This is a genomic window from Lacticaseibacillus sp. 22, from assembly GCF_055413445.1.
In genome coordinates this window covers 1-14,457 of record NZ_JBVAYD010000028.1, presented here as the reverse complement: position 1 = coordinate 14,457, position 14,457 = coordinate 1, and the positions used below count along the sequence as shown (strand labels likewise).

The window sequence follows — 14,457 nt, the reverse complement described above, 5'->3', positions numbered from 1 at the left end:
CTTACGGATTGGGGGAAGGCAATTGCGTGAACAACTCATCATTCAAGCACTACAAGCTAACGGGGTTATGTCCGCGATGGCCTTGGCCAAAGCGGTTGGGGTATCACGGCGTACGTTGCAAAATGATTTGCGCCTGCTAAACCACGATGCGTCAGGGTTTCAAATCCGATTTATTCGGGGACGAGGGTATGAATTACAGATTACAGATACGAAACTTTTAGCTGCGTATCTTGCGACTTTAGCGGGTCAGGCTCAGCCAAAAATGCCAGCCAAACGCTTACCCGAGCTTCTGCAACAGCTGTTATCGACCACAAACTATTTGACGGTGGCGCAACTGGCCGCCACCCAGCTTATTAGTACCAAGCAGTTACAGCGTGATTTACGCGAGTTGGACAAACTGCTGGTTGGAACGCCCCTGTCGTTAATCCGCAAAGCCCATTACGGCGTGCGAATTCAAGGCAACTGGCAAAGTCGCATCCATGCGCTGCAACAATATGGGTTACCGCCCAATCATGCGACACTGGCTCAGCAACTGCAGCCTTTAGGACTCGATCCGGCTGTCACGACCCAGTTTGCCAGCGAAATTGGGTGGTCGCTTGTCGTCACGGGCCAATCGTTACACGCCCCGCCTGCTGACACTGACTTTGCAGCGATTTTAGCCGCTATTCGCCTAAGTCCGGAGGCGTGGCATTTTTTAACCGTCAGTTTTGCCGCCAAACGCAAACAACTGACCACGCGTCTGGACCATGAGCGGCTAAAAAACAAACTTCGCGCTTATTTCACAACGCTGGATGCACGCCATGAAACCAACTTTGCTACGCATCCGGAATTCCTGTCGCTCATGTACTTCCACGTCCTCGCCTTAATTGGCCGACTAAAAGAACACCAAAGTCTGGCCGGTCTGAGTCTAGAACCTTTGGCGCGCGATTACCCGATCGCCTTTAACTGGGCAGTGCAATTTGCTCAATGGTTAAGCCGCGAATACCAAATCGAGGTACCAAAAACCGAGGTTGGCTATCTGACAACCCATCTGCTGGTCCCACTTGAACAGGCTCACGAAAAATGGAGCCGGCATGGTTATCGCATTGCCGTGATCTGCGGAACTGGTGGCGGCATTGCAACGCTGCTGAGTTTACGCCTGCGACGGATTTTTCCTGAGGCGGTGATTCAAACTTTTGGCCTCAATGAGTTAAAAGCAATCCACCAACTTTCACCGGACTTGCTTTTTACCGTCACGGCTTTAAATGAATCATTTGATTGTCCCGTGATTCAGATTGATGAAGTGGCTTCAGATTTGGACTTTGCCAGTTTACGACACGAGCTATCAATGGCATCGCAACATCATGCCACAGCGTCCCTTGCGGATTTGTTGCAGTCAACGCTATTTTTCCCCGATCAAAAGCCTGCCGACTATCGGACGTTACTCACCACCCTCACTGCTAAAATGGCGGCTTATTGCGGACAAGTTGGTTACGCAGCCTCGGTTCTGCAGCGCGAAGACTTTCTGGCGACGGTTTACGACAACGGGATCGCCATTCCGCACCCCTTGTCATTCAGCGCCAGGAAAAATGCGGTCGCCGTGATGCTTTTGCCAACTGGCGTCAAAAATAGCGCGCGCCCGGTTCGCATTGTGTGGTTGATTGCGTTGAAACAGGATCAATTACCCTTACACCGAACTTTGACCACCCAATTGGCCGCGTTAATGCAAAAGCCTGATCTCATCAATCAATTAGTTCACCAAACCGAATTTAGCGCATTTCAACAAACTTTACGGACTGAACTGGAAGGAGCCGAAACGACATGGATTTACAACTGATGGCGGCGTTAAGTAACGCTGATGCCATTGCAGCCAACGAAAGCGAAGTGCGCGCGGTTTTGCGCCATCACCTTGCCCCATATGGATTGACCAGCCAAACTGACGGGCTAGGCAGCCTTATTTTCACCAAAGAAGCCGCCGATCCGCAGTTTTCAGTCATTATTTATGGCCACATGGACGAGGTGGGGTACATGGTTCGTACCATTACCCCTGAAGGACTGCTGCGTCTGATGGTTGTCGGCGGCGTTAAACCTGCCGCCAGTCACTGGCAGAACGTACGCATCACAACCGCCGCGGGTCACAAGCTTCCGGGCATGGTCATTCGCGATGACACATTGCCGGCATTTGATCAGGTTTTATGCGATGTCGGCGCAAACAATGCTGATGACGTCGCTGCCTTGGGAATCGCAATCGGTGATATGGTGACGTTTGCGACCGAGTTTCATGGGTATGCCCCAGATGGCGTCTTTGGCGGCAAAGCTTTAGATGATCGCCTCGGCTGCTACGTCGGCGCGCAACTACTCGCAGAACTGGCAGATGAAAAATTGCCGTTCACCTTGCATTTTGCCGCAACTAGCAGTGAAGAAGTCGGCATTCGTGGGGCCAAAACTGCCACTCAGCTGATCAAACCGGATCTTGCTTTTATTGTCGATGTGGCAACTTTTCAAAATCCACGGGAACGTGGCGAAGTTAACCAGCGCCAAGTAGGTAAAGGACCGATTCTCACCCACTTTGATCGCACCTTAGCTCCAAATCGCCATCTGCAACAGTTTGTTAAAGCAACCGCAGTCGCAGCAGAAATCCCTTTGCAATTAGATATGTTTAATGGCGGCGGTACCGATGGTGGTGAGGCACACAAAGTCGGATCCGGCATTCCAACGGTGGTCACAATCCTCCCTTGCCGTTACGGCCATTGCGCTCAATCGCTTGCCCACACCCGCGATGTTGATCAGATGGTTGCTTTATACGCTGCGATGTGCCGCCAATTATCAGCAAAACTCGTGGCCGCGGCACATACCTTTTAAAAGTTTCACCACTAGCGCCCGCCCAACGATTAAAAAACATCTGCACCCACCCACTGCAGGTTTGTAAGAAGGAGTCCACCCCCTATGGCAACTACTCAAGAACTCGAAATTATGCAGCTCATCGCAAACGCCGGCGAAAGCAAAACCAAAGCCTTTGAAGCATTGGCTGCCGTTAAAACGCAAGACTTTGACCGGGCCCGCAACTTACTGGCCGAGTCAAAAGCCATTGATGTCGCCGCCCACAACGCACAAACGGCCATGATCGCGCGCGAGTTTGCACCGGACCAGACGCCCGAACCCGTAAGTCTGCTCATGGTCCACGCGCAAGATCACTACATGACCAGCCAACTGGCACGAGATTTGATCGAAACGTTGATTGAGGTATTTGAAACTAGAGCGTGAATGAAGCAGGCTTCTAACCGCGCCGGCTCGCGCTCACATTAATAAATATACAAGGAGAACAAAATCATGCGAATTCTTTTATGCTGTGCAGGTGGCTTTTCCACCAATATGTTGATGCAAAATATGGCGAAGGTTGTTAAAGACAGTCGCAAACTGAACGAAGCGGATTTTCATTTTAATGCTATTCCGGTTGATGGACTGGAAGAAGAAATCGACAACTATGACATTGTTTTGGTCGGTCCCCAGATTGGGCATAAGACTGGCTATATTGGGGAAATCTGTGATCCGCGCCATATTCCGTATGCCGTCATCGATAAAGATGTTTACGGGCAAATGGATGGTGCCACGGTGATGAAACTGGCGCTGGTGACTCACGCAAAATATCAAAAGAAGCATGCCGGTTAGTGGCTGATCAAAATTTTGAGAGGAGCGCACCACGATGTTTAACAAGTTCGAAGCTTTTATGAACCGCTTCTTCATGCCCATCGCCCATAAAGTGGATAATCAGCGTCATCTGAGTGCCATTAAGGCTGGGATGGTGGCTATGACGCCGTTCACGATTCTCGGCAGTATTTTCACGATCATCCCCGCACTGCCGAATATGCTCGGCCCTAAAAATGCCGTTTCGCAGTTCATTACTGGCAACGCCGCGCTGTTCGACCTGCCTGTTAAGCTGTCCATCGGGATGATCGGCTTGTATGCCTGCTTATCCATTGCTTACAACTTAGGTAATCATTACAAGCTTTATATTCCCGGATGTGTCACCTTGTCGGGTTTTGCCTTTTTGATGATGGTCGCAACTTTTAACAAAACCGGCCAACTGGATGTCGCCAACCTTGGCGCTCGCGGTTTATTTACCGGCATGATTGTTGCCTTGCTGACGGTTGAGTTATATCACTGGTGCAAAACTCACCACTTAACGATCAAGATGCCGGATGGGGTGCCGGATTTTGTTTCCCGTTCGTTCGAGCTGATTCCGGTCACACTCATTACTGGCGGTGCGTTTATTGCCGGCCGCTTTATCTTCTTGAATCTGGCTGGTGAGCTGCCGCCAAGCATCTTGACTCGCTTCTTGGCGCCATTGGTTGGGAGTATGGATAATCCGTGGGCTGTCTTGGCGCTTAACTTCGCCATTTGTACTGTCTTCTTCTTTGGAATTCACTCGTCGGTTTTCTCGCCGATCACCAGTCCGATTATGGTGACGTTCATCGCCGAAAATATTGCTGCAATGAACGCCGGCGAAGCAATTCCGCATTTTTACACAGCCGGCGCCGTTTCAAGTTTCTTTGGTTTTACCGGTTGCGGCATTTCCATCGGCTGTGTGGTCGCCTGCATGCTGTCTAAGAGCAAGCGGTATCGTAAAATCGGTAAAATTTCCTTATTCCCCGCCTTGTTTGGCATCAATGAGCCGATTCTGTTCGGGGCACCGATTATTCTGAATCCGATTATGTTCATCCCGCACGTCTTTGGTGGCGCCATTATCGGCACCCTGCCAATGTTCTTCATGCACTGGGGTTGGATCGCTAAACCCATTTTCAACCCGCCGTACGTTGGGGTCTTTCTGGAAGGTTTCTTAATCAATGGCGATTACCGGACAATCCTAGCCAACGCCTTGCAGCTGTTCCTAGCAGTCGCTTTGTACTGGCCATTCTTCAAGGTTATGGAACGTGCCGAGTTGAAGAATGAAGCCAAGAAAGCATCGCAGAAATCAATCTTTTCAAAAGAAGACGAGGATACCTTGGCTGGCTTGGATCTCGACTTCTAATCAGGCCGCATGCTGTGGTTACTGAAAAAATGCTCACAATGGGATGCCGCACCGTTTGCGCGGGCATCCCTTTTTCGAAAAACAATGCACTTAAAACGGAGGCTCATATGAATCATTTAACCAACTTACAAAAAGCGATCGGCGCGCAACATTTGGACGCGTTGCTGCTGCATGATCGCCAAAGTAAACGCTATGTCGGCGCGTTGCCCGGCAGCGGTGTGTATGTCGTGGTGACCCCAACGCAGGCCGTGCAAATCCACGATGGCCGCTATCGTGCAGAGGCCGCAGATACCCAGGGATTTACAAATATCGAAGTGCCTCAGGGATCTTACTTACCGCAATTGATTGACTTCTTAACTTCCCAGCAAAGTCGGCGCATCGGCTTGGTGAGCAACGGCTTTTCGATTAAAGAATTTCAGACCTTAGCTGCCCAGAACTGGACGCTCAGTTTGGCGGATGACTTGATCATGGAACAACGCATGCGCAAGGACGAAGCGGAAATTGCGGCAGTTGCGGCGGCCTGTGCGATGACTGACAAAATTTTTACCCAACTCCTCCCGCATATTCGCCCCGGCATCAGCGAACAAACGCTTAATGCGTGGTTATATTTTTATACACTGCAAGCAGGAGCAACAGGGATGGCGTTTGATCCGATTATCGCCAGTGGCCCGCGGGGTGCGTTTCCGCATGGCCGACCCAGCGAGCGAATACTGCAGGAAAACGAACTCATCACCATTGATTTTGGGATTGTTTTAGCTGATTATCAGTCCGATATGACGCGGACACTCAGCATCGGCAAGCCACCCGCAGAACTTGCCGCAGTCCATGCGGCGGTTCTGGACGCCCAACAAACGGCAATTGCTGCTTTGAAGCCTGGCATGCAAGGTCGTGAAGTCGATGCCATTGTCCGTGGCGTTTTGACCGCTGCTGGCTATGGTGACTGTTTCACGCATGGTTTAGGGCACGGCTTGGGACTAGGCGGCGATCAGCCAATTCTCAACCCCCGCAGTCAAACCGTTTTAGCGCCGGGTATGATTGTCACAATCGAACCGGGCGCCTATCTTCCCGGCATTGGCGGCGTCCGCATTGAAGATGATGTTGTCATCACCGAAACCGGCGCGCGCGTGTTAAACCAAACATCTCGGCAGATGAATCAATTGGAGGTGCTTGAACATGAGCCAATTTAATCGCCTTTTTGATCGCAAAGCCGGCAATGCGCGGAAGTGGGCGGATCAAGTGCTCGCGGAAAAATTCGGGCTCACGGCCAATGCGATTCCCATGGACTTGGCCGATTTTGACTTCCCGGTTGCCCCGCCGATTCACCAAGCCATTATGACACGCGCGGCCGTACCTGACTACAGTTACACTTACATCCCCGAAGCCTTTTATGAGACAGTCATCGCCTGGAACGCGCGCCGCTTCGGGTTGCAACTGGAAAAAGACTGGATCAAACTCAGCTATGGCACCGTGCCGACCCTCCACTACTTGGTTCAGGCATTCACCGAACAAAATGAAGCGGTGTTAATCAACACGCCGGCCTATGATCCGTTTGCTGAAGCCGTGCGCAATAACCACCGTCAGCTCGCCACCAGTCCGCTCATGCTTGTGGACAATCGCTACGAATTCGACTTTGCAGACATGGCCGCTAAAATGCAACGGCCGGACGTTAAGATGTTCATTCTCTGCAGTCCGCAAAATCCGTCCGGCCGCGTCTGGACAGCTGAAGAACTAGCACGCGTGGGTGAACTTTGCCGCCAGCATCAGGTTTTACTCATTAGTGACGAAATTCACCGGGACATTGTTTATCCCGGCGTCACATTTACCAGCATCTGGCAAGCCTGCCCAGCTATTCAATCCCAAAGTATTCTTTGTTTATCACCCAATAAAGCTTTCAATTTAGGCGGTCTGAAAACGTCCTATGTCGTCATCCCTGACCCAGCGATCCGCGCCCGACTCAACGCTCAATTCGTCGCCAATTCGATTACCTCACCTAATAGCTTTGCCGTGCCAGCCCTCATCGCTGCTTATACGGATTGTGATGCGTGGCTGGATGAAATGGTGGCTTATGTCGCCGCTAACTTTGCCTACTTGGTCAACCGTTTGCAAGTCATACCGGAAATTCAGGTGATGCCTTCCGATTCCGGTTTTCTAGCCTGGCTGGACACCCAGCGGCTTTTCCCTGATGAAACGGCGATGAAACGTTTCTTTACTGCTGCTGATTTGTCCTGTGTGGTCGGCAGCTATTTTGTGGCTGATGGTGGCGGCTTCGTGCGTCTCAACATCGGCATGCCGCGCCCGTTACTCAAAGAAGCCTTGGATCGCATGGTCGCAACTTATGCAACTTGGCCACGAATTGGACAAGAAGCCTGAATATCCCGTTGTATTTAGAAGTTCACATTTAAAAAACCGGCCCTGAGCAGTCAGCACACACTGCAAAACACTCAGGACCGGTTTTTTTAATATAAAATTTTAGTATTAAGTGACACAATGATTGATTCTAGCTCATTCATTAGACTTCCTGGCGCGCCGCAGATGGCTTACTTTCATTAGGAAAATGTCGTTTGTACCACTGCAGCAAATTACGCTCATTGGTATTTCTCGCCATCCAAATCGGCTTCCCGATCCGCTTCGCCTCATCCTTAGCCGCAAACATTTGACTATGGCCAACAAAATCGGTCGTCACAATCACCACATCAGATTTTTGAACTTTTTTCTTCAACATCGCGCCGGAATCCGAGTGTGATGATAACACGAGTTTGCCACCGCGTTCTTCAACATGGCGCTTGACTTTACGCGGCATGGCGGAGTTTTCAAAACAAACCAGCAGCAAGGTTTTATCGGCAAAGACTTGCTGGACAGCTCGCCGCCTCTTTGCAGGCTTGACCGTCTTGTTCGCTGTTTGTGTTGCTTTCTGCTTACTAGTTGCAGTGTTTTTATCAGCGTCTGTATTCGCCGACTTTGCATAGCGTTGTTTCATTCGGGTCGCAACCGCCGCGGAATCAGTGTAACGCCAAATGATCTTACCATTGATTTCCTGACCGCGCCGATAAGCGTAGTCAATATAATCTCCCGGCTTCAACTTAAACAACATCACATCATAATCGCCTAAAAGCAACTGCTGCCGCGTCTCGTGTTCCGGTGATTGAAACTCAATATACCACCGCTTCACATCTTCACGAAAAACAGCAGGCAAAAACTTCAACCGTACAATTTCGGTTGGCAACGGATCGCGCTTCAACGTTGTAATCTTGTAATTAACACTATCGCTATCCTGATACTCATCGGCACGCACCCAGTCCCCATTTTCCGGTGGGTTCTTCATTTTATGTAACTTACTTTCCGACACTTTAATGGTGCCGACATGGCCGCCGTTCAAATCTAAATGGAAGCGACCAATGTACGACTTATGATTATTTAACCAGTGCTCTGATAATAATGGTGTTTCCGGTTCAGGATTGGATTTTGGCTGCGACGGTTTTGGCTGTTGGGGTTGCTGCGGTTGCGTCTGCTGCTTTGGTTCACTTTTAGTTTCAGGCGCTGTTTGGGTAATCATCGGCGCAACTGCCGCATTAGATTCAGGTTTTGCAACTGCTGTATTCTCTTGTTGCGGACTCGTTTCAGAAGTAGTGTCAACAAAATCAATGGCTACAACGTCATTTAAAAGTTTCAGTAAATCTTGAATGTCTTGCGTTATTTTCTGAATATTCTTAGGCGTCAGTTCAGCTGTTTTCGCTGCTACTTGTTGCTTAAGTAATTCAATAATCTTTAATTTGTCATTCATTCAGGCGCCCGCCTTCATTTAAGGTTGATTTATCTAATTGTACTGTTTTGAGAAGAATTTAAAAAGTGTTTCGTTCTAAAATAACGATCACTTGTTTCGTTCTAAAATAACGAGCACTTTAGCAGTTCCTTTAAATCTAAAACCGGAGCTTTACGCTTTCTTTACCCGTTGATCGCCAATACCAGCGGATATCTCTTCAGTGTAATGAATATCCTTCTTTTTAGCATCATCTAATAACGCTTGCCACGCCTTCCAAACATTCGCTTCCGAATAGCGATCCGACAACTCATAGGCTTGGTCTGACATTTGCTGTAATTCATCCGGATGGGTGAATAGTTCAACAAACTTAGCGGCCATCGCCTTAATATCGCCAAATGGCACAACAAAACCATTTTTGCCATCAACAACTAATTCATTCGGGCCATAGTTGACATCATAGGTGACCCCAACCATGCCGTTGCTGAGTGCTTCCATCAAAGACAGATTAAAGCCTTCCATCACGGATGCAAGTGCATAAACCTGAGCATTCCGTTGAACGGCTCCGACATCATTGGTGTAATCGTGCAACTTGATCGCACCTTGTAAATGATACTTTTCAATTGCTGCGTTGATCCGCTTCATCGCCCGGTTATCATCCCGGTGGTCGACATAACCATAGACGTCCAAAGAAATGTTAGGGACATCTTTCTTAGCAATCCCAATCGCTGCAACAATGTGATCAATTTGTTTTTCAGGGGCAACCCGCGCCGTAACCAGAACTTTTGCCGGCTGGCGATCGGTCATGGCAACATGCGGTCGAGCCAACTGTTCATCTGGCAAAACGCCAACTGGAATGGTAAACAACTTGCACGTTGGGTGGAATCGCTCGCGCACATCATGAGTTTGCTTATTGGTAGCTGAAACAATCGCATCGTAATCATTAGCATGAATCAAGCTGTACTCATAAAAATTATTCATGACCGAGTGCATCGGATCTTGGGCATCGCCTGCATGTGAGTTGTGTAAATTCATGACAATATAAGCAGGCCGCTGCAAGTGAATGAGTTGCCAATCGCCCAAATGTGACCGATCAAGAATAAAGACATTGACTTCTTTGTCATTCCAGTATTGCTCATTCACATTATTGTAAAAATGCTGCGTCAAATCATCTATATTCGAAAACATATAAACCGCACCGTTGTCTTCAATCAACCGCCATCCGGTCTTAATGAACGCATGATTGGCGTCATATTTATTAAAAGTCTCAATAACTGGCCGCCCATCAACTTTATGCCAAACCTCAGTCCCCACCTTATTATCCGGCGTATACCACTGCGACAGCGACAAAAAGCCGCGGAAGTCATAAAAGTCAACCCGATACAAATTTCCAAAACCATCGAATTGTTCAACTGAGCTGACGCGTTCAGCCGAGTCATCCTCAAAGTAATTGATCCGGCCGACAAAAAGTTTGCCTCGGGTCACCAAATAGCGGTGGTTATCTGGCTCTTTGGCGTAACTAAGCTTGTCGAATCCAAAATCAATGTCTTCAGCGTGAAGAATTTTAGCTGGAACCTGTTCGGCATTCTGGTAGTAGTCAAACATGTTCAAAGCCTCGTCATCACTGACCCCATTATGGTTTAAGTATTCATGTAAGCGAGGATTCCATTCGCGAAAAATCATCTTGAAAGGCACATGATGATCACGAAAGAGTCCTGCCCGCTTCAATTGAGCGTGTTCAATCCCGGAATTATTTTTATTAAAATTTGAATTAATAAAGAATATCATATGCTAAGCTCTCCCCTACTTTGAGAATACGTTAGGAACAGCTGCTTGTTGAGCCTGCCACTGTTGCCAAGCTGCCGCAGCGTTAAACTTCTGCGATGATTCATAGGTTGATTCAAGCATATCGGCCCACTTATCTTTGTCGGTCAACAACTTAACCAACGCCTTGGCACCTTGTTGGCTTTCACCATTTGGCACTAAGTATCCGCTGATGCCTTCTTTAACCACCAACTTCATGCCATATTTAACTTGATAGCCGATCACCGGCACGCCAAAACTCATCGCCTGCAACACATTCATGCCGAACGCTTCTGAAGAAGAGGTACTTAATACTGCCGCGGCGTCTCCAAGCTTTTTTGCCAACTGGTCATTGTTTTGGTAGCCATTAAAGTGAACGGCGTCTTCAATTTCCAGTTTTTTAATCAGTTCTTTTAGTGAATTATCAAGCGACTGATCAGATGAGTAACCGTAAAACTCAAGATGTAAGTCTGGTAAGTCTTTTTTCGCTTTTGCAAAAATCTTAACGGCTTCTTGTGGTTCTTTTTCCGGTGAAATTCGGCCCAAATAAACAATCTTATTGCGATCACGTTTTTCAGCAGGGACCAGTTTATGCGGTTCAGCATATGAATCCGGCACCACCACGACATGCTTAAAGTGGAAGAACTTATCGATTTCTTGCTTTTGCTCCACAGTTGGGACCATGACGCCATCAAAGTCATTCATGTGCGTGGCAAATAGTGGTTGGAGATAGTCGACATAGTTACGCGATCCACCTGCTTGTTCTGGCTTGTAAGTATGGGCACTGTGAAGAAACTGCCACTTACCACGTGCGCCAACAACTGCGGCAACTTCACTAATCAATGAAGGCCGATCATTAATTAAGACGCCAGAATGTTTAAGCATCAGTTCATTCATGAAGAAAACAAACATTTCATTTTCGGTATCAAAGCGCCATGCCCGGCCTTGATAGTCAAGCAGCTTGTACATGGTGTTGCGCAATTCGCCATTCACATTCATCCGCGTAATTTCAATCTTGGGCTTACCATCACGATCGTAAAAAACCTGTGGGCCAAACGCACCATCAGGATGAAAATACTGGGTTGACGATTTAAACCCGCGGCGATCCCAAATGTCTTTAGCGACAACCGTATTCATATCATTGTAGTATTCAATCGACCCCACAAGCCCGACTGTACCTGGCGCAATGTTGACTTTACCGATCGTTTTACCATGATAAACAATTTTAGATTCATTTGGATCCACGCCATCAATGTGATATTGATACTTATCAATAGCTTCAGTATAGCGAACATTAACATCTTTAGGCGCGACATCAAGTATCTCCTGAAAATAGTCATACATATTGACAACATCTTTTTGCTCTAACCCAATTCGGTGAACATCATCAATCATCAATGGATTGTAATTACGCGTGACTATCTGCGCCGGCACTTTATTCTTTTTGAACAGCATTACCCGTTGTGCCGCGGAAAATTCCGTACCTGAGTTCATTGAAAATATGTTTTCATTCACAAAATAATTCAATGAGGGACCTCCATTCTCATCTGTCAGTTAGCAGAAACCATTTTTAGTTTTAATATTGTAAAGGTCATGGTTACACAAAGGTATCTTAGCGTTAACTTGACGTGTCTTAATCAATCCATGTCCTACTCTATGTTATAACATGAATTGTACCGATCTCGTCTCAGTCATCTACTGGCCCTCTAGGATGCAAAGTAAATAATTGTGAGATGCTAAAACAGGACAATCGCATGTTCCCTCACAAGTTTATTTCTTTCTGTATAAAATTGTGACAAGCGGCCTGTTAATAAATTTACCCCTTCAATTTTTGCTTCTCTCAACACAAATCCCCCCACAATAACGCCATTAATTGTGGGGGGATTTTGCTGGCCGGTCACTGCTCATCATCTTTATGCGGATGAATGTTTAACTCTCGAGCCAGATCGTATTCAAATAATTCATACCCGCCCATCGCATCATGGACCTCGACGCCTTTTGGAAAGAGCGCTAAGTTTGTCTCCTTCGTTGATCCCATGCCTGCCAACGAGGGAGAAGATTGATTAAGCGTATATCGATAAGGAACCAGATCAGCTAATTCAAGTTTGAGCTCTTCAAGATGACGCTTTTCGGCGGTTTTAATAAAAATACGGGTTGTATCAAGCGGCTTAAATGCATCAATTGGCAAAGCATCAAGCGTCGTTATCGCGTTCAAATCAAGTAATGCATCCCAGTGAGCTAGGATTGAAGCAGCAATGTTGGGTACGATGCCGAAATAAATCGACAAATAATCGTCCAGTGCGACGACATACGCGCCTGGACTTCTAGCTTCACGCGTCCGTAACGAATCAATCTCTTGAAAACCATTGTCATGACAAAATGCCGCTACTTCGTTATCATAACGTGCGCGTTTTCGACGCTGTACTTTTGGAATAAATGTATCAAAAAGCGCTTGGGCCTCATCTCGTTGTCGAAGCCATTGAGATTTATTAATTACCGGATAATAATCCGGATATCGGCGCCGAAGCTGTTCAAGTGGTAATCGGGATGCCAGACTAGTGACCTCAAATGCTTCTTTTTCGTTAATCCAATCACCTGGCCGACGCAAAAAACCGTTTACTTTAATCCAACGCCGATTCTTTAAAGCGTAGTTAAATAATAGTTGTTTTCTGATCGTCAAGTCGAGCGGCTCATAAAAGTTGTCACGGCTGATATGTGTGGCTTCAGCAGACGTGAGCGTTACACTAAAATGTTTCAACCATAAACACCTCCCACTCTAAGTAAACGATCACGAGTTAATATTTTCAATAAAAAAAGAGGGCTATCCCTCTTTTTTATTTTTTAAACTCATCAGGCCACTAAACGTATATTGACCATACGTTAATTCATACCCATTTAATAAAACGAGTCATTTTGATCATACCATGTTTATGCGGCAATTCAAGCTATTAACTCCGATTTGCGAACCGTCATTTCCGGATCAATTGGCTACTTTCGCGACTCCAATCCAAGCACATCAATGACTTTTTGAACTAATTCGTCTTCGCCAACGCCAGTAAGAAATGGCAGCCCGTTTAAAACCGGAACGCCGATATCTTCTGTAAACTTACCGGTCGTCACCGCCAAATCAAATTGATCGGCCTTAGAGCGTAGTTGCGGAATTGAAGTTTGGTCCATCGATACTTGTGTCATATCAATTCCTTTAGCTTTGAGTTTTTCCTCAAGCGCATTCCGCGCAACAGTTGAAGTTGCAATTCCTGAGCCACACGCAACGATAATCTTTTTCATTTTGAGGTCTCCTCTTTTTTCTCTTTATCCACAACAATATCTTGAAACATATCCTCTAAGCGCTTAAACAGATCAAGATCTGTGGGCGCATCTAACAGTCCTTGTAGTGTTGCTTGATTTTGCACAATTCCCATCAAGTCTCTCAGCAAGTTAACCTCTGCATGTGGTTCACTGACGGCCAACATAAAAATTAATCGAACTGCTAAATCTTCTTCAGGATTGCCCATGTTCTTAAAAAGAACTGGTTTCTCCAACGTTGCAACCGAAATTGTCCCGCGATTAACATTGGTCCAATCGGCATGCGGAATTGCAACCATAATACCTCCAGTTGGCAAGCCAGTCGGAAATTTATGTTCACGGCGTATAACAGCATCAACGAATGTCGGTTTCACATATTGATTCTCAACCATCGCGGTCGCCATTGACTTCAGGGCGTCATCGGCATCCCTAAAAGTCACATTGCGATGAATCAAGTGCTTGTTTAACAATGTCATTCTAATCACTCTCCATCCATCAGTTGTTTTCAAGAGTCATCATAGTCGCTAATTCAAATTAATGCAAGCGCTTTCCCTAATATTATATTTTCTTTGCATATGTTTAT

The 14,457-nt window shown here is 47.0% G+C and carries 13 protein-coding genes; 7 read left to right on the top strand and 6 right to left on the bottom strand.

Annotated elements, in window-relative coordinates; translation table 11 throughout:
• Positions 1–22: 22 nt before the first annotated feature.
• The 7 genes from ACWP87_RS11410 (at position 23) to ACWP87_RS11380 (ending at position 7,378) form a co-directional block, all read left to right on the top strand.
• Positions 23–1,816 (top strand): BglG family transcription antiterminator, encoded by a 1,794-nt coding sequence (locus ACWP87_RS11410; RefSeq protein ID WP_014569023.1) that lies wholly within the window; start codon positions 23–25, stop codon positions 1,814–1,816.
• Entirely contained in the window at positions 1,801–2,841 is a 1,041-nt protein-coding gene (locus tag ACWP87_RS11405; RefSeq protein WP_014569022.1) for a M20/M25/M40 family metallo-hydrolase, read from the top strand. Before ACWP87_RS11410 ends, ACWP87_RS11405 begins: the two co-directional genes overlap by 16 nt.
• 84 nt (positions 2,842–2,925) lie before the next feature.
• Positions 2,926–3,243: a PTS lactose/cellobiose transporter subunit IIA gene (locus ACWP87_RS11400; RefSeq protein ID WP_005685147.1), complete on the top strand. Its 318-nt coding sequence runs from the start codon at positions 2,926–2,928 to the stop codon at positions 3,241–3,243.
• A gap of 66 nt (positions 3,244–3,309) precedes the next feature.
• Positions 3,310–3,648, top strand: a complete 339-nt coding sequence (locus ACWP87_RS11395) for a PTS sugar transporter subunit IIB (protein ID WP_005685149.1) — start codon at positions 3,310–3,312, stop codon at positions 3,646–3,648.
• A 34-nt stretch (positions 3,649–3,682) separates the two neighbouring features.
• A complete protein-coding gene (locus ACWP87_RS11390) occupies positions 3,683–5,008 on the top strand; it encodes a PTS sugar transporter subunit IIC (RefSeq protein ID WP_005685150.1) in 1,326 nt (441 codons plus the stop codon).
• A 107-nt stretch (positions 5,009–5,115) separates the two neighbouring features.
• Complete coding sequence (locus ACWP87_RS11385) at positions 5,116–6,195, top strand: M24 family metallopeptidase (protein ID WP_005685151.1); 1,080 nt, start codon at positions 5,116–5,118, stop codon at positions 6,193–6,195.
• The gene (locus ACWP87_RS11380) at positions 6,182–7,378 is read left to right on the top strand and encodes a MalY/PatB family protein (protein ID WP_014569021.1); all 1,197 of its coding nucleotides are present in this window, start codon (positions 6,182–6,184) and stop codon (positions 7,376–7,378) included. The genes ACWP87_RS11385 and ACWP87_RS11380 overlap by 14 nt, the downstream gene beginning before the upstream one ends.
• Before the next feature lie 139 nt (positions 7,379–7,517).
• On the opposite strand, the gene ACWP87_RS11375 is transcribed toward ACWP87_RS11380, so the two are convergent.
• The 6 genes from ACWP87_RS11375 to ACWP87_RS11350 form a co-directional block, all read right to left on the bottom strand.
• Positions 7,518–8,789, bottom strand: coding sequence for a DUF2325 domain-containing protein (locus ACWP87_RS11375; protein ID WP_005685153.1), 1,272 nt, complete (start codon positions 8,787–8,789; stop codon positions 7,518–7,520).
• A gap of 150 nt (positions 8,790–8,939) precedes the next feature.
• On the bottom strand, positions 8,940–10,553 hold the full coding sequence (locus ACWP87_RS11370) for a glycosyltransferase family 4 protein (protein WP_005685154.1): 1,614 nt from the start codon (positions 10,551–10,553) through the stop codon (positions 8,940–8,942).
• Positions 10,554–10,568: 15 nt separating this feature from the next.
• Positions 10,569–12,095: a glycosyltransferase gene (locus tag ACWP87_RS11365; protein WP_014569020.1), complete on the bottom strand. Its 1,527-nt coding sequence runs from the start codon at positions 12,093–12,095 to the stop codon at positions 10,569–10,571.
• Between the two features lie 370 nt (positions 12,096–12,465).
• Positions 12,466–13,326: a hypothetical protein gene (locus ACWP87_RS11360; RefSeq protein WP_014569019.1), complete on the bottom strand. Its 861-nt coding sequence runs from the start codon at positions 13,324–13,326 to the stop codon at positions 12,466–12,468.
• 230 nt (positions 13,327–13,556) lie between these two features.
• Complete coding sequence (locus tag ACWP87_RS11355) at positions 13,557–13,856, bottom strand: PTS sugar transporter subunit IIB (RefSeq protein WP_005687595.1); 300 nt, start codon at positions 13,854–13,856, stop codon at positions 13,557–13,559.
• On the bottom strand, positions 13,853–14,350 hold the full coding sequence (locus tag ACWP87_RS11350; RefSeq protein ID WP_005714820.1) for a PTS sugar transporter subunit IIA: 498 nt from the start codon (positions 14,348–14,350) through the stop codon (positions 13,853–13,855). The genes ACWP87_RS11355 and ACWP87_RS11350 overlap by 4 nt, the downstream gene beginning before the upstream one ends.
• Between the last annotated feature and the right edge of the window lie 107 nt (positions 14,351–14,457).